Genomic DNA, 20,008 nt, shown 5'->3' on the forward strand with positions numbered 1-20,008 from the left:
GCTTCGGATCGTCTTTCGGAAGGAAGTCGTCGCCGAAGAACTGGATGTCGTAGGACACGATCTCGTAGCCGAGGTCCAGAAGCTGCGGGATTAGCAGGCTCCCAACATAGCCCGCGCCACCCGTGATCAGAACCTTGTTGAAACGTCGTGACAAAATACTTCCTCCTCACCCCCCACCTCTTCTCGACGCAGGGAAGCTCAGTTGATTTCTATGCTGAACCCCGCCGAGACCGCATCGTCGTGGAACATTTTCACGGTCTCGAGAGACAATGTGTCAAGGTCCCTGCCGATCCACTGCAGCTTCTTCAACAGGTCGTCCGTAACGGTGATGATATCGCAGCCGCATTCGTCGGCCTGGAAAATATTCAGCAGCTCGCGCGGGCTTGCCCAAAGCAGCTTCGCCTTCGGCTTTCCGGCCAGCAGGCGTTTGCTCTCGACCATGTAGGGGACCGGGTCCCGCCCGGTATCGGCAATGCGGCCCGCGAAGACGGAAACGATCGCCGGCGTATCGGCCGACAGCGCCTCTGCGACCTTGGCCACCTGCTCTGTTGTCAAGATCGCGGTCACATTCACCGTGATGCCATCCGCCGAAAGAGCCCTGATCAGCGGCGCGGCGGACTCTCCTCTGGTGTTCGTGACGGGAATTTTCACCGCAACATTGGTTCCCCATGACGCGATTTTCCGCGCCTGTTTTTCCATGGTCGGAAAATCGTCGGCAAAGACCTCGAAGCTGATCGGGCGGTTCCCGACAATCGCGAGTGCATCCTCGGCAAACCGCTCGTAATCCTCGATCCCGCTCTTCCTCATCAGCGTCGGGTTTGTCGTGAACCCGCTGATCCGCGGATCGGCGGCGCGCGCCGCGATGGTATCCAGATCGGCGCCGTCGGCATAAATCGCGATATTCAGTCCATTTTTCGAAATCATCGCTCTGCCTGTCTGCCGCGCAATTGTCTGGTCACCACTTGGTTGCGGTTATCTGTAGATCCGGATGACTGACAAGCGCATGCCAGACAACGGCCTGGAACGCTTCCGATATCGGTGTGACCAGGGCCGCGTCAACCTGCGGCACCACGACGGCGTGGGTGCTGTGCCTGGCGGCATGGCCCTGATCCCGGCCGACGACCGAACAGATCTTCATCCCGCGCTCGCGGGCGAGGTCGATGGCATGTACAAGGTTCATGGATACCCCGTGCTCGGCGTCTCCACCGCCGACGGAGAAGACGAGCAGCGCGTCCTCGCTCCGGGCACGGCTCGTCTTCAGCCATTCGCGAAACACGGTCTCCCAACCTTCATCATTGGTGCGTGCGGTCAGTTCGGAGACATTGTCGGTCGGCGCATAGGCTTCCATCCCGCACAGCTTGCGGAAGTCGTTGACCGCGTGGCTCGCATTTCCGGCGCTGCCGCCGACCCCGAGAATGAAGAGCCGCCCGCCCTGATCGCGCACCTCTTTCAGGCATCGGGCCATGGCTTCGATCTCCGAACAGTCGATCGCCCCGCATACCTTTGCGGCCAGAGAGAAAAACCGCTGAACATGAGCCAAGAACAGGTCCTCTTCGAAGCCGCGAAACCGCAAAAGCTCGCGCGTAGCTTGTCTCAAAACGCCATATTCATTGCAAGACCGATCAGATCACCCAACACCGGCATGACGGCTCTGTCAAAGCACCCGGCCGATCGATTATCCCGAACTGGGAAGGCTTTATCGATTGTTCGGCGACCGGAAGGCGGCCCGGCCGCATCAGTGGCTCTATGGCTATGAGGTCTGAAAATCGGGCGCGTCCAATCCGCTAATCGACCCGATTCCCCGAGTTTCTTTTCGTCATGCAACGGCGTCGTGATCGGTGACTGGGCGTCAGTCGCAGCGCGCGGTCATACCACCATCGACGACGATCTCCGTGCCGGTGACAAAGCGCGCCTCGTCGGAGGCGAGGTAGACCACTGCATTGGCGGTGTCCCGTCCGTCGCCCATGAAGCCGAGCGGGATCCGTTTCAGGCGTGTCTGCAGAAGGGCATCGACATCGCCTCCTGCGCGCTGGCCGGCGAGACGCGCCTCGACCATCGGCGTGTGCAGCTGGCCCGGAACCACCGTATTCACCCGGATACCCTTCGGCGCGTACTGCACCGCCGTCACCTTGGAGAACTGGATCACCCCGGCCTTTGTCGCGGCATAGGCGACCTGGGCGGCACCGGTCCAGCGCAGGCCGGAGGTCGAGGAAAGATTGACGATCGCGCCCGCACCTTGAGCTTCCATCTGCGGCAGCACATGCTTGCAGGTGAGGAAGACGCTTTTGAGGTTGCGGTCGATCTGCGTGTCCCAGACCTCCTCACTCAGCTCCACCGGACCGCCCGCCGCCGAGCCGCCGACATTGTTTACGAGGATATCGATCCTGCCGAACCGCACGATGCAGGCTTCCGCCATTTCGCGGACAGCATTGCTGTCCGTGACGTCGGTCAGCCGCGTCTCGATCTCGCCGCCGACGGCGTGAACCCGCTCGACTGTCTCTGCGAGCGCTTCCTCGCTCAGATCGACGGCGTAGACTTTCGCCCCCTCCTCGGCGAACCGTACCGAGATCGCCCGCCCGTTCCCCCAGCCGGGGCCAACGCAACCCGCGCCGGTCACAATCGCAACCTTGCCTTCGAGACGACCTGTCATATCTGTTCCTCTGATCCGATTTCTCAGGCGAAGCCGTAGAGCCTTGCCGGATTGTCCACCATCAGCGCCTGCCGCGCCGCTTCCGAGGGAGCGATCGTCCCGATCAGATCCACCAGCATGCCGTCGTCCGGCACCGGTCCCGCCAGGTTCGGATGCGGCCAGTCGGTGCCCCAGAGCACCCGATCACCGAACTCGGCGACCAGTGTCGAGGCGAAGGGCACGCCGTCGGCATAGGGCGGCCCTTCCTTTGAGGCGCGTTCGGAGCCGCTGACCTTGACCCAGAAATTGCTGTCTTCCAGCAGGTGCCGGAGCGCCGTGAAGGCAGGCTGTTCCAGGCCGAGGGAGGCATCGACCCGGGCCATATGGTCGATCACCACCGGGACACGGGACCGCTTCAGCTCGGGAACCATCTCCGCCAGCAGTTCCTTTTCCATATGGACCTGCAGGTGCCAGCCGATTTCGGCGAGACGCTCTGTCATCGCGATCACCTCGGCGAGCGACGCGCCTTTGCCGAGATGCCGCATGAAATTGAAGCGGACACCGCGGAAGCCCTGCGCGTCGAGCTCCCGCATCTTCGCAACGGGCGTCTCCACCGGCAGCAGAGCGATGCCGAGATAGCGCCCCGGGCGGGCCGCGATCGCGTCGGCGACCACCGAATTGTCGAAGCCGTGACAGCCTGCCTGCACGATGACGCAGCGCTCCAGCCCCATCGCGTCATGCATCGCGAAAAGCTTTTCCTTCGGGGCCTCGCCGGACGGGGTGTAGGTCCGGTCGTCGGCATAGGGGAAGGTCGCCTCCGGCCCGAAGACGTGGCAATGACAATCCGTCGCGCCCGCCGGAAGCTTCAGCGACGGTTCGGAAGGGCTCGGATGGTAGCTCGGTTTCTGGTCCATGAAATCTTGCCGGTCTCAGGTTTCTTTTCGGAACTGGGGCGGGACCTCGATCTCGAAAGCGTTCAGCGTCATTGAGATCAGGCTGTAATAACCAAGCACGCCGACCAGATCGATCAGCCCGTCGAGGCCGAGAATCTGTTCCGCTCGGCGATAAAGTTCGTCCGTCAGCCGGCGGTCGAGATTGAGCCGGCGGGAAACCTCGTAGACGACCGCCTCGTCCTCCGCCTCGAAATGTGGATCGCGGTCTTCCTTCAGCGCATCGATCACCGCGCGCGGCAGACCGGCTTTTTCGGCATGCGGCTCGTGCGCCGCCCATTCGTAGGCCGCGTCCCAGATCCGCGCCGTGGTCAGGATCGCGAGTTCGGAGAGCCGCGGCGAAAGCGAGCTGTCATAGCGGCAATAGCGCCCAAGCGCCTGCGCCCGGTCGGCGAGCCCCGGCCGCCGAAGCCAGACCGCGAGCGGCCCGCGGACACCGCCGCGCGGACCGGAGGCGATCTCGTCATAGATCCGCTTCTGTTCGTCGTTCAAGCACGCTGGATCGAGTTCCGGAATGCGCTGCATCTGGCTGCTTCCCTTCTCGGTTATTCGGCTGGCGCCGCAGTGCGCGCGAAGGCCGGCTGGATGCGCTCGAACTCCTCCAGCCAGCCGGCGAGCGGCGGAAACTCGGCCCGCCAGTCGAGCTGCTTGCGCCAGTCGGCGTAACCGAGCGCGCAGGCCAGTGAAATCGCGGCGATCCCCGGCGACCGGTAGGCATCAAGATTGCGGCAGACCTCTTCGAGGCCACGGCGGACCTTGCCGTACTGATGGTCGAGCCAGACCCGGCTCGCCTGCTCCGGCTCGCGGAAACGCCCCTCGTAGGTGATCAGCAGGAGTGCGTCGTTGATGCCTTCGGCCAACGCGGCAAGTGTCAGTTCCCGGAACCGGCGCCCCGGCTCGCGCGGGATGATCTTGCCGTCGTCATAGGTCGTCTCGAGGAACTCGACGATCACCCGGCTGTCGAAGATCGTCTGGCCATCCGCCAGCTCCAGGGCCGGGATCTTGCCGAGCGGATTCGCTTTGCGGAGCGGATCGTCCGGATCGAGAGTGCTTGCATGGCGGACCTCGATCCGGTCCGCCAGGCCAAGGATATCGATCACCATCCTGACCTTGCGGCCATAGGGAGAGGTCAGGGAGGAATAAAGCGTCAGCATGAGATTACCTGTCGTCAACGCGGTGCACGGAAGACCCGCACCAGCTCACTGTTTCATCGTATCCGGAAGGAAGGTCGCAATTTCCGGGAAGAGGCAGAGCAGGACCAGCATGACCAGCCCGGCAAGGAAGAAGGGCGTCAGCCCCCGGAACACCTCGTCGAGCTCGACGCGCCCCTCGGAGGCCGCCTGGACCACGAAGCAGTTGATCCCGACCGGCGGGGTCACGGCGCCAAGCTCGCAGAGCAGGACGACGAAGACGCCGACCCATATCTCGTCGAAACCGAGGCCAAGCATCACCGGGTGGGTGATCGGCAGGGTGATCGCCAGCAGTCCCGGCGCGTCCATCAGCATCCCGAGCACGAGATAGATCAGCACGATGAAGCCGACGATGACCCAGCGATTGGTCTCGAGCCCGGTCAGGAAGCCACCGAGCGCATGGGTGACACCGGAGAAAGCGAGGAACTTCGAGAACAGGATCGCCGCGATGATGATCGCGAAGATCATGCCTGAGGTCTTCACCGTGTCGAGCAGCGTTTCCGTGAGCTCGACACCCTTGAGGCCGCGATGGCGGATGGCGGCGAGGATCAGCGTCACCAGCGCACCGACACCGCCCGCCTCCGTCGGGGTGAAGAAGCCGAGATAAAGCCCGAGAATGATCACCACGATGACCAGCAGCAGCGGGCCGACCAGGCGCAGCGAGGCCATCTTTTCGCGCATCGTGAAGCGCTCGACCATCTGCGGCGCGGATTCAGGATAGATCCGGACCCAGAGATAGGTCGCGAAGCAGAGGATGAAGGCGAAGGTGAAGCCCGGAATCACCCCGGCGAGCAGCAGACCGCCGATGCTGGTATCGGTCAGGATACCGTAAACCACCATGAGCGCGCTCGGAGGGATCATCACGGCGAGCGTGCCCGAGATGGCGATCGAGGCGGAGGCGAGGCGCTTGTCGTAGCCACGCGCCAGCATTTCCGGCAGAGCGAGCCGCGTGAAAATGGTGGCGGAGCCGACGCTGGATCCGGCGGCTGCCCCGAAGGCGGCGGCGCCGATCGTGGTCGAGATCGCGAGCCCGCCGCGGAGCCCGCCGAGCCATTTCGTCGCCGCGTCGAACATGTCCTGCCCGAGCCCGGCGCGCATGGCGAAGAAGCCCATCAGCAGGAACATCGGAATGACGCTGAAATTGAAGCTGTGAGTGGTGTCGAAGAAGACACTGCCCATCAGCGCGGTCGCGACGTTGAAATCGCCTATGATTGCGAGCCCGATGGCGCCCACGAGGGCGAGCGCGACCATGACATTGGCACCCGAGAGGATCGCGGCGATCAGCACCAGCGAGCCGATGGTTCCGACGGCGAGGCTCATCGTCCGTTCTCCTCGGCGGAGCGTTCGCCACCGGCAATGATGCCGATTTCCAGCAGATAGCGCAGGGTGAGCGCACCGAGGCCGAAGACGATCAGCATCTTGACCGGCCAGATCGGATAGGTGATCGAGCCCCATTCCTGCTCGGACATGCGGAAGGAATCGAGGGCGTAGAGCCAGCTCGCATAGGTCGCCCAACCGAAACAAGCCGTGCCGAGCACGGGCGCAGAAAGCTCGAAGACCCGCTTCGAGAGACCGCTGAAATGACGGCTCAGGACATCGACGCTGATATGCGCGCCGACTTTCTGCGTGTAGGCGAGGCCGAGAAAGATCGCCAGCGTGAGCATGGACTCGGTCGCCTCGAAAGCGCCGGTGATCGGCCAGTTGAGGAACTTCCGGGTCAGCGTGTTCGCCACCACCAGGAACATCATCAGAAAGAGGACGGCTCCGGAGAGAACCGCCATCACGTCGAGCAGGCGGTCGAGCAGGTTTTCGGCACGGCTCAACGGGCCGGGGGCGGAACGCGGCGCGCTCATCGGGAACCCTCGTCGCTAGGTGTCGGGACGGTCAGGATAGCAGCAAGCGGCGCACACCGGAGGCTCCGGTGCGCGCCGGAAAGCGTCAGAACCTTAGCTCGGCGGCAATCTCGTCGCCCGGCAGGCCGGCCGCATTGGCCTTCTCGATCCAGGTCTTGCGGACCTCCTGCACACCGGCGTCGTCGACCAGTTTGGCGGCTTCGTCGGCCGGGAAGTCGATGACCGTGACGCCGGCGCTCTTCCAGCCCTTCAGCACTTCGGCGATCTGGACCTCGAGATCGACGGCATAGCGGACGGCATATTCACGGCCGAGGCCTTCGACGATGGCTTTCACGTCGTCCGGCATCGCATCGAAGGACTTCCGGTTCATCGCGACCAGATGGCCGAAGGACGCACCGAACGGGAACTTGATGAAGTATTTCGCGACCTCATCGTACTTCCAGCCGCGCGCCAGGGCAGGGCCGATCGGCGTGCAGTCGAGGATGCCGCGCTGCAGGGCCTCATAGGCTTCCGAAGTGGCGATCGAGACCGGCGTCGCGCCCATCGCTTCGACGATCTTCGGATAGGCGTGCCCGTAGGTGCGGATCCGCTTGCCCTTCAGGTCGGCGAGGGACTTGACCTCCTCGCGGCAGAGCAGGCCGTAGCTCTCGAGCGGACGAAAGCCGATGGCTTTCAGGTTGTGTTTCGCCAGTTCGGCATCGAACTGCGGATAGACCCGATGCCACTTCTGCATCATCAGCGCGACCTCGATGGTCGAGTTCGGCTGCGGGATGAAGAAACCAACCGCATTGTTCAGCGGAAACTTGTCCTGGAAATAGGGGGTGATGATGTCACCGAAATCGCCGGCGCCGGCTGAAAGTGCGTCCGGGATCTCGCGGGTCTTGGCGACGCTGCCGCCCCAGAAGACCTGGATCTCGTGCTTGCCGCCGGTGCGCCGCTTGAACTCGTCGACCATCCACTGGGTGCTGATCGCCTGCGCGTCGTTCGCGCCCTGCGGCTTCGAGGTGATCCATTTGTAGGTATCGGCGGAAACCTGGCCCGTGATCAGACTGGTTCCGGTGAAGACAAGGCCGAAAAGGCCCGTGACGGCATAGCGCCGCAGATTGCGGAACATCATGTGCACCTCCCATTGCTGAGTCCCAGCGGGCAGTCCCCGCTTTTCTTGACGGCCAGACTGGCGGGAAACATTCGATATCGCCAATGCATTATTTGTATATTATCCATGCCTCAATGAGATGTTTTGAGCCTGCATCGATCCCTCGCGCGCCCCGGAGTGGAAAATGTTCGATCACAGGATCCTCAGATACGTGATCACCGTCGCCGAGGAAGGCGGCTTCACCGCAGCCGCCCGCAAGCTGCGCATCGCGCAATCCGCAATCAGCCGACAGGTCGGAGCTCTTGAAGAGGAACTCGGCGGGCGGCTCTTCCTTCGCCAGAAGAACGGCATCGAAGTGACCGAGGCGGGCCAGCGTTTCCTGCTTCACGCCCAGCAGATCCTGACCTCGATGGGCCATGCCCGCGACGAGATCAGCTCCCTTCTCGGAGAGCCCGGCGGCTCCGTGGTGATCGGTGTTCCGCCGACCGCAGGAGAGACCCTGATGCCGGAACTGTTCCGGATCTGCGGCGAGAAATGGCCGGCGATCAGGCTGCATGTCCGGGAGAGCTATTCCGCCGCGACCTATGAGGCCGTGCTGCGCAAGGAGCTCGATCTCGGCCTCGTGCACGATCCTGAGCCGCGGGACGAGATGCTGGTGCTCCCCCTCGTTTCCGAGCGCATGCATTTCATCGCGCCCGCCGGCCGCGACCTGCCGGATCGGGTCCCCGCCGCCTGGCTCCAGGACCGTGAGCTGATCCTCCCCGACGCCGCTTTCGGCCTGCGCGACCTCTTGGAGAGTTATGCCGAAAGAAACCGCCTGAAGCTGAACATTGCCGCTGCAGTCAATGGTGTCTCCATCACCAAGGCCATGGTCTCGGCCGGCCTGGGCGCCACCGTCCTCACCAAGAGCGCGGTGACCCGGGAGATCGCCGGCGGCACCCTCATCTCGCGCCCGCTGGACCCGGAACTGAACTGGGGCCTCTGTCTGATCATGCGGATCGACCGGGCCGGCAACCGCAGCTTTTCCGAACTGCACCGGATCATGGTCCAGGTCGTCGAGGCGCTATCCCGCCAGGACGTCTGGTGACCTTCGAGATAGGGCTGTCACGCGCAATCCCGTCGCAGTAGCTTGGGATATCTTTTCACGCGAACGGGATCTTCGGTGCGTTTTACGCTGGATCAGATACGGGCCTTTCTTGCGGTCGCGCGGACCGGCAACGTGCGCAAGGCCGCCGAGGAACTGCATCTGACGCAACCCGCGATCACGGCCCGCATAAAGACCCTCGAAACCGCCCTCGGGGTGGAACTGTTCGACCGCTCCGCCTCTATGCAGCCGACCAAGAGCGGGATGGCGCTGATCGGCTATGCCGAGCAGTATCTGAAGCTGAACAGCCTAATCCAAAGCAATGTGGGCCAGCCGGAACAGGTGGAGAGCCTTTTCCGGATCGGCGTCTCGGAAACCATCGTGCAGTCCTGGCTGCCCGATTTCATCGCCGATCTGAGAGCCGAGTTTCCCCGTCTCACCGTCGAGATCGACGTCGACATCTCCCGCAATCTGCGTGAGCGGCTGCTCGGAAACGCCATCGACCTCGCGCTGCTGATGGGGCCGGTCTCGGATTACCGGGTCGAGAACATCTCCCTGCCGGCCTTCGAGATGACCTGGCTACGGGCGCCCGACCTCGCGGTCAGCGATCCGGCAAAAGGCGCGCCGGTGATCACCTTCGCCCGCGACACACGTCCGTTCCGCCTGCTGAAGGAGGAGCTGATGGAGCGCTACGGCTCCAGCGCGGTGATCTTCCCCTCCTCCTCGCTCTCTGCCTGCTTCCGGCTGGTCGCGGCCGGTCTCGGGATCGGCGCGCTGCCGCTCTCGCTCGCCGCGGACTATCTCGCGTCGGGCCAGGTCGAGCGCTTCGATCCCGGCTGGACGCCCGCGCCCCTCGCCTTCACAGCCTCGTTTCTCGCCACGCCCGACGCGATGGTGAGCGCCCGCGCGGCCGAGATCGCGCAGCGGACTGCCATCAAGTACGATAAAAATAATTAATCGATTTTCTGCAAAATTACTAATTTGAACGTGATCGTTTTCGCTGCCTAAGGTTTCACCCGAACGGGAGGCAGCGATGCTTGAACACAACAATCCGGCGCACCCATCCTTCGCGGCGCTCGCGGAGATGGATGTCAAAACGGTACGCGCCGCGATCAGGAGCGGCGCCTATCGCGGCCATACCGCGGGGCTCGCCGCCGGCAAGCTGCAGGTCAATCTCGCCATCCTGCCGTCGGACTACGCGGGCGATTTCGAGACCTTCTGCCGCCAGAACCCTCAGCCCTGCCCGCTCGTCGGCATGACCGAGACCGGCAATCCGCTCTGGCCGGGTCTCGGAGAGATCGACGTGCGGACCGACACCCCCTCCTACAACATCTACCGGGACGGCAAGCTGGCGGAGACAGTGCCCGACCTGAAGCAGGTCTGGCGCGACGACCTCGTCGCCTTCGCCATCGGCTGCTCCTTCACCTTCGAGAACGCCCTCGTCGCCGCCGGCATCCCGGTCGCCCATATCGAGGCCGACACCACCGTGCCGATGTACCGGACCAATATCGACACCGTCCCCTCCGGCCCGTTCGGCGGCGGCATGGTCGTCTCGCTGCGCTACATTCCCGAGCATCAGGTCGAAGAGGCGCGCGAGATCACCAGCCGCTTCCCGTGGGCGCACGGCGCGCCGGTCCATATCGGCGACCCGTCCGAAATCGGAATTGCCGACGTCCAGTCCCCCGACTGGGGCGACCCGCCGGTCTCGACCGACGGCGTGCCGATGTTCTGGGCCTGCGGTGTCACCCCCCAAAACGCGCTCGCAGAAGCGCGCCCGCCGATCTGCATCACCCACACACCGGGGCGGATGCTGATCACGGACATAGAAGACTCCACCAACAGTTTCATCGCCTGAACAGCAGACAAACAGGGAGACTACACATGAAGCGATTTTCCACTCTTGCCGCGGCGCTCGCCGTTGCCGGCGGCCTCACGATCTCCGGACCCGCACTCGCGGATGGCCCCACCGTCATCAAGGCCGTCGGCACCTGGGGCAGCCTGACGAATTACCAGAAGCACGAAGGCCCGTTCTGGAACGAACACATCGCCAAGGCCACCGGCGGCGCCATCGTCGGCGAGGTCAAGCCGCAGACCGAACTCGGCCTCAAGGGCTTCGAGATCATGCGCCTGGTGAAAAACGGTGTGTTCGACTTCGCCTTCGGCCTGCCGGGCTACGTCGCCGCTGAAAACGCCGTGTTCGAGGGCGCCGATCTCTCTTCCGTCACCCAGGACATCGAGACCCAGCGCACGGTGTCCAAGGCCTATTTCCCGATCCTCGAGAAGGCCTTCGCCGAGATCTATAACGCCAAGCTGCTGATGCTCTATCCGTTCCCGAGCCAGACGCTCTGGTGCAACGGCGAGGTGAACGGCATCAAGGATCTCGCCGGCAAGAAGATCCGCGTCTATGCGACCACGCTCGGCGATTTCGTCGAGGGCGTCGGCGGCACCTCCGTCACCGTTCCGTTCGCCGAGGTCATCCCCGCTCTCGAGAAGGGCGTCGTCGATTGCGGCATCACCGGCACGATGTCCGCCTACAAGGCGAAGTGGCACCAGGTCGCGACCCATGCCTATACGCTCCGCGTGGGCTGGGGCCTCGCCTTCGGCGCCATGAACATGGACAAGTGGAACGCCATGGGCGCCGAGAAGCAGGCGATGCTGCAGAAGGAACTGGCGATCCTGAACGACCAGATGTGGACCGAGACCGCCACCGAGGACGAAGTCGCGATCAGCTGCATCACCGGCGGCAAGTGCGACATCGGCGAGCCGGGCGCGATGAAGCTGGTGAAGCCCTCCAAGGAGGACCTTGCCCTCCGCGACAAGATCGCGAACGAGGTTGTGCTCGCCCGCTGGGCCGAGCGTTGCGGCGCCGAGTGCGCGGCCGGCTGGAACGACAGCGTCGGCAAGATCCTCGGCCTGACCGCCAAGGCGAAGTAACCTGAACGGACCGGCGCCGGATTGTCTCCGGCGCCGGCCTGCCCTTCCGAACCTGTCCCGGTCACCTCCTCGAGGGAGAATTTCCATGCTTCGCCTGATTGACGCCGGGCACCGGCTGTCCCGCTGGCTCGTATGGCTCGGCGGCGCGCTGATACTCGGATCCGCGGTTCTCGTCACCGTCGAGGTGTTCGTCCGGAAACTGTTCAACATGTCGATCGCCGGGGCGGACGAAATCTCTGGCTATGCCTTCGGCGTCGCCACCTCCCTCGGCCTCGCCTTCGCGCTCTTCGAACGCGCCCATATCCGGGTCGACGCCCTCTTCCTGATCCTGCCGCGCCCGCTCCGGATCTTCCTGAACTTCTTCGGCCTCGCCCTGCTGATCGGGTTCGCCGGCATCGTCACCTGGATGGCCTCTGGCCTTGTCGCCGACACGCTGGAGCACGGCTCGCGCTCGATCACCCCGATGCGCACGCCGCTCGCGATCCCTCAGATCCCCTGGCTCGCCGGCTGGATGTTCTTCGTGCTCTGCGGCGTCCTGCTCTTCGTCGGCTCGCTCTTCGCGACGCTGACCGGCAATGCCGCGGAAGGCGAACGCAGGATCGGCGTGAAGACCCTCGAAGAACAGATTCACGACGAGACCGCCTGATGCTGACCAAGACACTCCTGATCCTTCTGGGCCTCATCGCCCTCGCCGTCCCGGTCGCCGCCGTGCTCGGCTGGCTCGGCCTCACCATGCAGTACCTCGAGAGCCCGATGCCGCTGCACCGCGCGCTCGGCGACATGGTCTGGCAGACCGGAACCGACTTCCTGCTGGTCGCGATCCCGATGTTCATCCTGCTCGGCGAGATCCTGCTCCGCTCCGGCATCGCCGCGAAGATGTACGAGGGCATCGTCACCTGGCTCGGCTGGCTGCCGGGCGGGCTGATGCATGCCAATACCGGCTCCTGCGCGCTCTTCGCCGCGACCTCCGGCTCCTCCGTCGCGACCGCGGCCACCATCGGTACCGTCGCGATCCCAGAGATCGAGAAACGCGGCTACAACGAACGGATCTTCCTCGGCACCATCGCAGCCGGCGGCACGCTCGGCATCCTGATCCCGCCCTCGATCAACCTGATCCTGTTTGGTCTGCTGACCGACACCTCGGTGCCGGAGCTCTATCTCGCGGGCTTCGTTCCCGGCTTCCTGCTCGCCGCGCTCTTCATGGTCACGGTCATCATCCTCTGCCTTGCCAAGCCGTCCTGGGGCGGTGAAAGCGTGAACGCGACCTGGAGCGATCGGATCGCCGCGCTGCCGTCGCTGCTGCCGCCGATCGGGATCTTCCTCGTCGTGGTCGGCTCGATCTATGCCGGCGTCGCGACGCCGACCGAGGCCGCCGCCCTCGGGGTGATCGCCGCACTCGTCCTCGCCGCGGCGAACCGCTCGCTCTCACTTGAGATGATGCGGGCTGCGATCGAGGGCACCATGCGGACGACCTCGATGATCATGCTGATCATCCTCGCCGCGGTGTTCCTGAATTTCGTCCTCTCGGTCATCGGCCTGACCCAGGCGCTGGCGGATTTCGTCACCGGGCTCGGCCTCTCGCCGATGCAAACCATGCTGATGCTGATCGCGGTCCTGATCGTCGTCGGCTGCTTCATGGAGACGCTTTCCATGCTGCTGACCGTCGCGCCACTGGTGACACCGATCGTGATCTCGCTCGGTTTCGATCCGGTCTGGTTCGGGATCCTGCTCATGGTGCTGCTGGAAACCGCGCTCATTACCCCACCGATCGGGATCAATCTCTATGTCGTACAGGGAGTCCGCGAAAGAGGCGAGCTATCGGACGTTATGGTCGGTGCCGCCCCATTCGTCATCACTATGTTCGCGATGATCGCACTTCTGCTCCTCTTCCCCGATCTCGCATTATGGCTGCCAGGCCTGTTCTACTGATCAACTGAACTACCTTTCTGGGCTGACTACTGATGCGCTTTGGGCGCCAACGGAGAAACTTTGTCATGTGGCAATTCTGGGTCGACCGCGGCGGAACCTTCACCGACATCGTGGCGCAAAAGCCGGACGGGACATTGCAGACCCACAAGCTGCTGTCGGAGAACCCGGAGCGCTATCGCGACGCGGCCGTGCAGGGCATCCGCGAACTGCTCGGTCTCGGGCAGGACGATCCGGTGCCGTCGAACACGATCGACGCCGTGAAGATGGGCACGACGGTCGCGACCAACGCTCTCCTCGAGCGCAAGGGCGACCGCACGCTGCTGCTGATCACGAAAGGCTTCGGCGATCTGCTGCGCCTCGGGCACCAGACCCGGCCGCAGCTTTTCGATCTCCATATCAAGCTGCCGGAGCTGCTCTATGAGCGGGTCACCGAGATCGCGGAGCGGCTGGACGCGGCTGGCGAGGTCCTGACCGAACTCGACGAGGACGCCGCCCGCGCCGCGCTCCGGCAGGCGAAGGCGGACGGGATCGACAGCGTCGCCATCGCCTTCATGCACAGCTACCTCAACCCGGTGCACGAGGCCCGCGTCGCCGCCATCGCGGCCGAGGAAGGCTTCGGCCAGATCAGCGTCTCGCACCAGATCTCGCCGCTGATGAAGCTGGTCCCGCGCGGCGACACCACCGTGGTCGACGCCTATCTCTCCCCGATCCTGCGGCGCTACGTGAACCAGGTCTCCGACGCACTCGGCGGCGAGGGCCGGCTGATGTTCATGCAGTCGAACGGCGGCCTGACCGACGCCGCCCTCTTCAACGGCAAGGACGCGATCCTCTCCGGCCCCGCCGGCGGTGTCGTCGGCATGGTGAAGACCGGCGAGCTTGCCGGTTACGACCGCCTGATCGGCTTCGACATGGGCGGCACCTCGACCGATGTCTGCCATTATGCGGGCGCCTACGAGCGCTCCTTCGAGACCGAGGTCGCGGGCGTGCGCATGCGCGCGCCGATGATGAATATCCACACGGTCGCGGCCGGCGGCGGCTCGATCCTGCATTTCCGCGACGGCCGCTTCCAGGTCGGACCGGACAGCGCGGGCGCCGATCCGGGACCCGCCTGCTACCGCCGCGGCGGTCCGCTGACCGTCACCGACTGCAACGTCATGCTCGGCAAGCTGCAGCCGCACCATTTCCCCGCCGTGTTCGGCCCCGAGGCCGACCAGCCGCTCGACGCCGACGTGGTGCGGGAGAAGTTCGCGGAGCTGGCGAAACAGATCGCCGCCGAGACCGGCGAAGCGGAACGCACGCCCGAGGACCTGGCCGAGGGTTTCCTGCGCATCGCGGTCGAGAACATGGCGAACGCGATCAAGAAGATCAGCGTGCAGCGCGGCTACGACGTCACGAAATACACCCTGCAATGCTTCGGCGGCGCCGGCGGCCAACATGCCTGCGCCGTCGCCGACGCACTCGGCATGGAGACCGTCTTCGTGCACCCCTTCGCCGGCGTGCTCTCCGCCTACGGCATGGGCCTCGCCGAGATCCGGGCGCTGCGTGAACGCCAGTTCGACGCGCCGATCGCCTCCGTTGCCGAAGCCGAAAAGGTGCTGGCCGAGGCGGCTGCCGAAGCCGTCGCCGAAGTTCAGTCTCAGGGTGTTGCGCCCGATGCGATCCGGGTCGAGAAGCGCGCCCATCTCCGCTACCGCGGCTCGCACCAGGCGCTCGAGGTTTCGTTCGGCGACGAGGCGGCCCTACGCGCCGGTTTCGACGAAGCCCACCGCGCGCGCTTCGGCTTCACCGCCGGTGAACGCGAACTGGTCTTCGAGGCGCTCGCTGTCGAGGCCGTCGGCGGCGCGGCGGAGATCGCCGACACGAAGCTGCAGCTGGGCAGCGCAGACCCGGTCCCGGTGGACCATGTCGCCAGCCATTTCGGCGGCGATACGACACCGCTCTACGACCGCGAGACCATGCAGCCCGGCCAGACGGTCGCGGGACCGGCGATCATCAAGGAGCCAACCGGCACCAACGTGATCGAGCCCGGCTGGCGCGCATCGCTCAACGAGTGGGGCCACCTGATCCTCTCCCGCGCCTATCCGATGAAGCGCAGGGAAGCCGTCGGCTCCGCGGCCGATCCGGTGATGCTGGAGGTCTTCAACAACCTCTTCATGTCGATTGCCGAGCAGATGGGCGCGACCCTCGCCAACACCGCCTATTCGGTCAACATCAAGGAGCGGCTCGACTTCTCCTGCGCCCTCTTCGCGCCCGACGGCGGCCTCGTGGCGAACGCGCCGCACGTGCCGGTGCATCTCGGCTCGATGTCGGAATCCATCCGCACCGTGATCCGGCTCAACCCGGACATGAAGGAAGGCGACGTCTATGTCCTGAACGCCCCCTTCAACGGCGGCACGCACCTGCCCGACGTCACCGTCATCACGCCGGTCTTCGAGGGCGGCAAGCCGATCTTCTATGTCGCCTCGCGCGGACACCACGCCGATATCGGCGGCAAGACGCCGGGCTCCGCCCCGCCGGACAGTCGCCATATCGAAGAGGAAGGCGTCCTCATCGACAATTTCAAGATGGTCGACGGCGGTGTCTTCCGCGAGGCGGAAACCCGCGCGCTGCTCTCCTCGGGGCGCTATCCCTGCCGCAACGTGAACGAGAACATGGCCGATCTCGCCGCCCAGGTCGCGGCGAACGAGACCGGCGCGCGCGAGGTCGCCAAAATGATCCGGCAGTTCGGCCTCGAGACCGTGCACGCCTACATGCGGCACGTGCAGGACAACGCCGAGGAGTGCGTCCGCCGGGTGATCGACGCCCTGAAGGACGGCTCCTTCGACTACGAACTGGATAACGGGGAGTTCATCCGCGTCGCCGTCCGGGTCGACCATGCCAGCCGCTCGGCCGAGATCGACTTCACCGGAACGGCTCGGAACGCGTTCAACTACAACGCCCCCCTCGCCGTCTGCCACGCCGTCGTGCTCTACGTCTTCCGCACGCTGGTCGGCGCGCCGATCCCGCTGAACGAAGGCTGCTTCAAACCGCTGAAGATCATCGCGCCGGAAGGCTCGATGGTGAATGCGCAGTATCCGTCGGCCGTGATCGCAGGCAACACCGAGGTCAGCCAGCTCGCCTGCAACGCCCTGATGGGCGCGCTCGGCGCCATGGCCGGCTCACAGGCGACGATGAACAACTTCGTCTGGGGCAACGAGAAGATCCAGAACTACGAGACGATCTGCGGCGGCACGGGCGCCGGTCCCGGTTTCGACGGCTGCTCGGCGGTGCAGACCCACATGACCAACACCCGCGGCACCGACCCCGAGGTGCTGGAGCACCGCTTCCCGGTCCGGCTCGAGGAATGGTCGATCCGGCGCGGCTCCGGCGGCAAGGGCCGCTGGACGGGCGGTGACGGCTGCACCCGCAAGCTCCGTTTCCTCGAGGACATGACGGTGACCACGCTCGGCTCCCACCGCCGCGTCCCGCCTTTCGCGGGGCCGGGTGCGGAGCCGGGAGAGGTCGGACGGGAATGGATCGAACGGGCGGACGGCACCCGCGTCGAGCATGCAGGCAACGACCGCAACGACGTCCATGCAGGCGATCTCTTCGTCATGCAGACGCCGTCGGGTGGAGGATGGGGCAAGCCGGGTTCCTGAGGAACCCGGCAGCTACCCGAGGAGCGCGCCGGTCAGCCTTGCGCGCGCGACTGCCGCCTCGGCTTGGAGCGCTTGCCCGGACGCGAACGCCCGCCCGATCCCTCGTCCATCTCGACGGGACGGTGCGGCAGCTTCCAGCCGGCCTTGGTGCCTTTCGGGGCCGGCTTGCCCGCCCCATCGGCGCGCCGCCGCCGGCCCTCGCCGCCGGCCTTGCCGGTACCCACCGGCTGCCAGCGCGGGATCAGGTGCTGCTTGCCGTTGCCGATCAGGTCCTCGCGGCCCATCTCCTTCAGCGCCTCGCGCAGCAGCGGCCAGTTCTCCGGATCGTGGTAGCGCAGGAAAGCCTTGTGCAGGCGGCGCTGCTTCATGTCCTTCGCCGTCTCGACCCGCTCCGAGCCGGTCCGGCGCACCGGGCGCAGCGGGTTGCGGCCGGAATAGTACATCGCCGTCGCCATCGCCATCGGGGTCGGCGTGAAGGTCTGCACCTGGTCAGCGCGGTAGCCGTTCTTCTTCAGCCAGAGGGCGAGGTTCATCATGTCCTCGTCCGAGCAGCCCGGATGCGCGGCGATGAAATAGGGGATCAGGAAATATTTCTTCCCCGCTTTTTTCGCCGCCGCGTCGAACATCTCCTTGAAGCGGTCGTAGGAGCCGATGCCCGGCTTCATCATCATGTCGAGCGGACCGGTCTCGGTATGTTCGGGCGCGATCTTCAGGTAGCCGCCGACATGGTGGGTCACCAGCTCCTCGACATATTCCGGGCTCTCGACGGCGAGATCGAAGCGGAGGCCCGAGCTGATCGAGATCTTCTTCACGCCGTCCGTCGCCCGCGCCGCGCGATAGAGATCGATCAGCGGCTTGTGGTCGGTATTGAGGTTCTTGCAGATCGTCGGGTAGACGCAGGAGAGACGGCGGCAGCTCTGCTCGATTTCCGGATCCTTGCAGGCCATGCGGTACATGTTCGCGGTCGGCCCGCCGAGATCGGAGACCTGGCCGGTGAAGCCCGGCACCTTGTCGCGCATGTCCTCGATCTCGCGCAGGATCGACTCCTGGCTGCGGCTCTGGATGATGCGGCCCTCGTGCTCGGTGATGGAGCAGAAGGTGCAGCCGCCGAAGCAGCCGCGCATGATGTTGACCGAGAAGCGGATCATCTCCCAGGCCGGGATGCGGGCGTCGCCATAGACCGGATGCGGCGCGCGGGCATAGGGCTGGTCGAAGACCCAGTCCATCTCCTTGGTCGAGAGCGGGATCGGCGGCGGCGTGATCCAGACGTCGCGCTCGCCGTGGCGCTGCACCAGCGGCCGCGCGTTGCCAGGATTGCTCTCGAGATGGAGGATGCGGGAGGCCTGCGCATAGACCTCGCGGTCGTCGCGCACGGTCTCGTAAGCGGGCAGACGGATCACCTGGCGGTCGTCGTCGCGCGCCGCGCGCTCCGGCGCATCGTCGATCGAGCTCATGTCGATCTCGCGGTAGTCCGGCGCCTTCTCGTTCCTCACCAGCGCCAGGCCGCGCACGTCGAACAGGTCGCGCGGGTTCTCGCCGCGGGCGATGCGGTGCGTCACCTCGATCACCGCGCGCTCGGCATTGCCGTAGAGCAGCACGTCCGCCTTGCTGTCGAGCAGGATGGAGCGGCGGACCTTGTTGCTCCAGTGGTCGAAATGGGCGATCCGGCGCAGCGAGGCCTCGATCCCGCCGAGCACGATCGGCACGTCGGAATAGGCCTCGCGGCAGCGCTGGGTATAGACCAGCACCGCCCGGTCCGGCCGCTTGCCGGGCTCGGAGCCGGGCGTGTAATCGTCGTCCCGGCGCGGGCGCTTGTCGGCAGTGTAGTTGTTGACGAGGCTGTCCATGTTGCCAGAGGTCACGCCGAAATAGAGGTTCGGCCGCCCGAGCGCGCGGAAGGCGTCGGCGCTGTTCCAGTCCGGCTGGGCGATGATGCCGACACGGAAGCCCTGTGCCTCCAGCGTCCTGCCGATCACCGCCATGCCGAAGCTCGGATGGTCGACATAGGCGTCGCCGGTCACCAGGATGACGTCGCAGCTGTCCCAGCCGAGCCGGTCCATCTCCTCCCGGTTCATCGGCAGGAACGGCGCTGTGCCGAAGCGCTCGGCCCAGTATTTCCGGTACTTGAAGATTTCCCTCACGTCCTCGCGGGGGCGAACGGCGGTCACGGTCATTGCCTCGTCGTGATGGCGCGGAGCGGCAGCTTTTAGCCGCTTTCTATCATCCTAGCAAATCCGTTGCATGGCGGCGAACCGCTTCGGCAACATAACATACCGGCATTTATTTCGATAATTTTCGAAATATATTGACAGCCGGCTCGGTCCGGGCATTCTATTTCCATGAACATCGAATTAGCGTCAAAGCAGCTTGAGGCCCTCGGGAACCGGTCGAGGCTCGAGATATACCGGATCCTGGTCAGAGCCGGGCAAAGCGGGCTGCCGGTCGGGGGGCTTCAGGAACGGTTGGAAATGCCGGCATCCACCTTGTCGCACCATCTGAAACGCCTGATCGGCACGGGTCTCGTGCGCCAGGAAAGGACGGGAACCAGCCTCATCTGCCACGCGGAATATTCTGCCATGCTCGGCCTCATCGGCTTCCTCGCCGATGAGTGTTGCGCAGATCAGGAGAATGCAGGCTGCGTCATGGAGAGCGCTGCGTCCGAACTCTAAAAAATTTTGCCGATGTATTTCGGTAATTCCGGAATA

Annotated in this window: 19 protein-coding genes; 8 read left to right on the plus strand and 11 right to left on the minus strand. The window is 64.8% G+C overall.

Annotation, left to right across the window (positions count from 1 at the left end; translation table 11 throughout):
- The 10 genes from IG122_RS23085 to IG122_RS23130 all read right to left on the minus strand — a co-directional run.
- A partial coding sequence (locus IG122_RS23085) for an NAD-dependent epimerase/dehydratase family protein (RefSeq protein ID WP_193186530.1) occupies positions 1–154 on the minus strand: 154 nt, incomplete at its 3' end.
- A 44-nt stretch (positions 155–198) separates the two neighbouring features.
- Positions 199–924: a transaldolase gene (locus tag IG122_RS23090; protein ID WP_193188931.1), complete on the minus strand. Its 726-nt coding sequence runs from the start codon at positions 922–924 to the stop codon at positions 199–201.
- A gap of 31 nt (positions 925–955) precedes the next feature.
- The gene (locus IG122_RS23095) at positions 956–1,573 is read right to left on the minus strand and encodes an SIS domain-containing protein (protein WP_404924915.1); all 618 of its coding nucleotides are present in this window, start codon (positions 1,571–1,573) and stop codon (positions 956–958) included.
- A gap of 276 nt (positions 1,574–1,849) precedes the next feature.
- Positions 1,850–2,650, minus strand: a complete 801-nt coding sequence (locus IG122_RS23100) for an SDR family NAD(P)-dependent oxidoreductase (protein ID WP_193188933.1) — start codon at positions 2,648–2,650, stop codon at positions 1,850–1,852.
- A gap of 23 nt (positions 2,651–2,673) precedes the next feature.
- Entirely contained in the window at positions 2,674–3,543 is an 870-nt protein-coding gene (locus IG122_RS23105; protein ID WP_193188934.1) for an amidohydrolase family protein, read from the minus strand.
- Positions 3,544–3,558: 15 nt separating this feature from the next.
- The gene (locus IG122_RS23110) at positions 3,559–4,104 is read right to left on the minus strand and encodes a carboxymuconolactone decarboxylase family protein (protein WP_193188935.1); all 546 of its coding nucleotides are present in this window, start codon (positions 4,102–4,104) and stop codon (positions 3,559–3,561) included.
- A 20-nt stretch (positions 4,105–4,124) separates the two neighbouring features.
- Positions 4,125–4,733: a glutathione S-transferase family protein gene (locus tag IG122_RS23115; protein ID WP_193188936.1), complete on the minus strand. Its 609-nt coding sequence runs from the start codon at positions 4,731–4,733 to the stop codon at positions 4,125–4,127.
- Between the two features lie 45 nt (positions 4,734–4,778).
- The gene (locus IG122_RS23120) at positions 4,779–6,089 is read right to left on the minus strand and encodes a TRAP transporter large permease (protein ID WP_193188937.1); all 1,311 of its coding nucleotides are present in this window, start codon (positions 6,087–6,089) and stop codon (positions 4,779–4,781) included.
- Positions 6,086–6,622, minus strand: a complete 537-nt coding sequence (locus IG122_RS23125) for a TRAP transporter small permease subunit (RefSeq protein ID WP_193188938.1) — start codon at positions 6,620–6,622, stop codon at positions 6,086–6,088. The genes IG122_RS23120 and IG122_RS23125 overlap by 4 nt, the downstream gene beginning before the upstream one ends.
- Positions 6,623–6,707: 85 nt before the next feature.
- Positions 6,708–7,739, minus strand: a complete 1,032-nt coding sequence (locus tag IG122_RS23130) for a C4-dicarboxylate TRAP transporter substrate-binding protein (RefSeq protein WP_193188939.1) — start codon at positions 7,737–7,739, stop codon at positions 6,708–6,710.
- Between the two features lie 163 nt (positions 7,740–7,902).
- Here IG122_RS23130 and IG122_RS23135 point away from each other — a divergent pair, with 163 nt between their 5' ends.
- The 7 genes from IG122_RS23135 to IG122_RS23165 all read left to right on the plus strand — a co-directional run bounded on the left by IG122_RS23135 (position 7,903) and on the right by IG122_RS23165 (position 17,303).
- Positions 7,903–8,805, plus strand: coding sequence for a LysR family transcriptional regulator (locus IG122_RS23135; RefSeq protein WP_193188940.1), 903 nt, complete (start codon positions 7,903–7,905; stop codon positions 8,803–8,805).
- Positions 8,806–8,880: 75 nt separating this feature from the next.
- Positions 8,881–9,759 (plus strand): LysR family transcriptional regulator, encoded by an 879-nt coding sequence (locus IG122_RS23140; RefSeq protein ID WP_193188941.1) that lies wholly within the window; start codon positions 8,881–8,883, stop codon positions 9,757–9,759.
- A 76-nt stretch (positions 9,760–9,835) separates the two neighbouring features.
- On the plus strand, positions 9,836–10,657 hold the full coding sequence (locus IG122_RS23145) for a putative hydro-lyase (protein ID WP_226893889.1): 822 nt from the start codon (positions 9,836–9,838) through the stop codon (positions 10,655–10,657).
- 26 nt (positions 10,658–10,683) lie between these two features.
- Positions 10,684–11,736, plus strand: a complete 1,053-nt coding sequence (locus IG122_RS23150; RefSeq protein ID WP_193188942.1) for a TRAP transporter substrate-binding protein — start codon at positions 10,684–10,686, stop codon at positions 11,734–11,736.
- Between the two features lie 85 nt (positions 11,737–11,821).
- Complete coding sequence (locus tag IG122_RS23155) at positions 11,822–12,382, plus strand: TRAP transporter small permease subunit (protein ID WP_193188943.1); 561 nt, start codon at positions 11,822–11,824, stop codon at positions 12,380–12,382.
- Complete coding sequence (locus IG122_RS23160; RefSeq protein WP_193188944.1) at positions 12,382–13,665, plus strand: TRAP transporter large permease; 1,284 nt, start codon at positions 12,382–12,384, stop codon at positions 13,663–13,665. The genes IG122_RS23155 and IG122_RS23160 overlap by 1 nt, the downstream gene beginning before the upstream one ends.
- A 65-nt stretch (positions 13,666–13,730) precedes the next feature.
- A complete protein-coding gene (locus IG122_RS23165; RefSeq protein WP_193188945.1) occupies positions 13,731–17,303 on the plus strand; it encodes a hydantoinase B/oxoprolinase family protein in 3,573 nt (1,190 codons plus the stop codon).
- Between the two features lie 32 nt (positions 17,304–17,335).
- Here the strand turns inward: IG122_RS23165 and IG122_RS23170 are convergent, their stop codons facing one another.
- Positions 17,336–19,378, minus strand: coding sequence for a YgiQ family radical SAM protein (locus IG122_RS23170; RefSeq protein WP_226893892.1), 2,043 nt, complete (start codon positions 19,376–19,378; stop codon positions 17,336–17,338).
- Positions 19,379–19,642: 264 nt separating this feature from the next.
- Between IG122_RS23170 and IG122_RS23175 the strand changes: the two genes are divergently transcribed.
- A complete protein-coding gene (locus IG122_RS23175; protein ID WP_193188947.1) occupies positions 19,643–19,972 on the plus strand; it encodes an ArsR/SmtB family transcription factor in 330 nt (109 codons plus the stop codon).
- The last annotated feature ends 36 nt before the right edge of the window (positions 19,973–20,008 follow it).

The sequence above is a fragment of the Nisaea sediminum genome (assembly GCF_014904705.1).
GTDB classification, from domain to species: Bacteria; Pseudomonadota; Alphaproteobacteria; order Thalassobaculales; family Thalassobaculaceae; genus Nisaea; species Nisaea sediminum.

What these genes read in the sequence shown, in the direction of transcription:
- IG122_RS23090 (WP_193188931.1), bottom strand. Translation starts at nt 924, where the DNA reads ATGATTTCGAAAAATGGACTGAATATCGCGATTTATGCCGACGGCGCC.
- IG122_RS23100 (WP_193188933.1), bottom strand. Translation starts at nt 2,650, where the DNA reads ATGACAGGTCGTCTCGAAGGCAAGGTTGCGATTGTGACCGGCGCGGGT.
- IG122_RS23105 (WP_193188934.1), bottom strand. Translation starts at nt 3,543, where the DNA reads ATGGACCAGAAACCGAGCTACCATCCGAGCCCTTCCGAACCGTCGCTG.
- IG122_RS23110 (WP_193188935.1), bottom strand. Translation starts at nt 4,104, where the DNA reads ATGCAGCGCATTCCGGAACTCGATCCAGCGTGCTTGAACGACGAACAG.
- IG122_RS23115 (WP_193188936.1), bottom strand. Translation starts at nt 4,733, where the DNA reads ATGCTGACGCTTTATTCCTCCCTGACCTCTCCCTATGGCCGCAAGGTC.
- IG122_RS23120 (WP_193188937.1), bottom strand. Translation starts at nt 6,089, where the DNA reads ATGAGCCTCGCCGTCGGAACCATCGGCTCGCTGGTGCTGATCGCCGCG.
- IG122_RS23125 (WP_193188938.1), bottom strand. Translation starts at nt 6,622, where the DNA reads ATGAGCGCGCCGCGTTCCGCCCCCGGCCCGTTGAGCCGTGCCGAAAAC.
- IG122_RS23130 (WP_193188939.1), bottom strand. Translation starts at nt 7,739, where the DNA reads ATGATGTTCCGCAATCTGCGGCGCTATGCCGTCACGGGCCTTTTCGGC.
- IG122_RS23135 (WP_193188940.1), top strand. Translation starts at nt 7,903, where the DNA reads ATGTTCGATCACAGGATCCTCAGATACGTGATCACCGTCGCCGAGGAA.
- IG122_RS23145 (WP_226893889.1), top strand. Translation starts at nt 9,836, where the DNA reads ATGCTTGAACACAACAATCCGGCGCACCCATCCTTCGCGGCGCTCGCG.
- IG122_RS23150 (WP_193188942.1), top strand. Translation starts at nt 10,684, where the DNA reads ATGAAGCGATTTTCCACTCTTGCCGCGGCGCTCGCCGTTGCCGGCGGC.
- IG122_RS23155 (WP_193188943.1), top strand. Translation starts at nt 11,822, where the DNA reads ATGCTTCGCCTGATTGACGCCGGGCACCGGCTGTCCCGCTGGCTCGTA.
- IG122_RS23160 (WP_193188944.1), top strand. Translation starts at nt 12,382, where the DNA reads ATGCTGACCAAGACACTCCTGATCCTTCTGGGCCTCATCGCCCTCGCC.
- IG122_RS23165 (WP_193188945.1), top strand. Translation starts at nt 13,731, where the DNA reads ATGTGGCAATTCTGGGTCGACCGCGGCGGAACCTTCACCGACATCGTG.
- IG122_RS23170 (WP_226893892.1), bottom strand. Translation starts at nt 19,378, where the DNA reads ATGAACCGGGAGGAGATGGACCGGCTCGGCTGGGACAGCTGCGACGTC.
- IG122_RS23175 (WP_193188947.1), top strand. Translation starts at nt 19,643, where the DNA reads ATGAACATCGAATTAGCGTCAAAGCAGCTTGAGGCCCTCGGGAACCGG.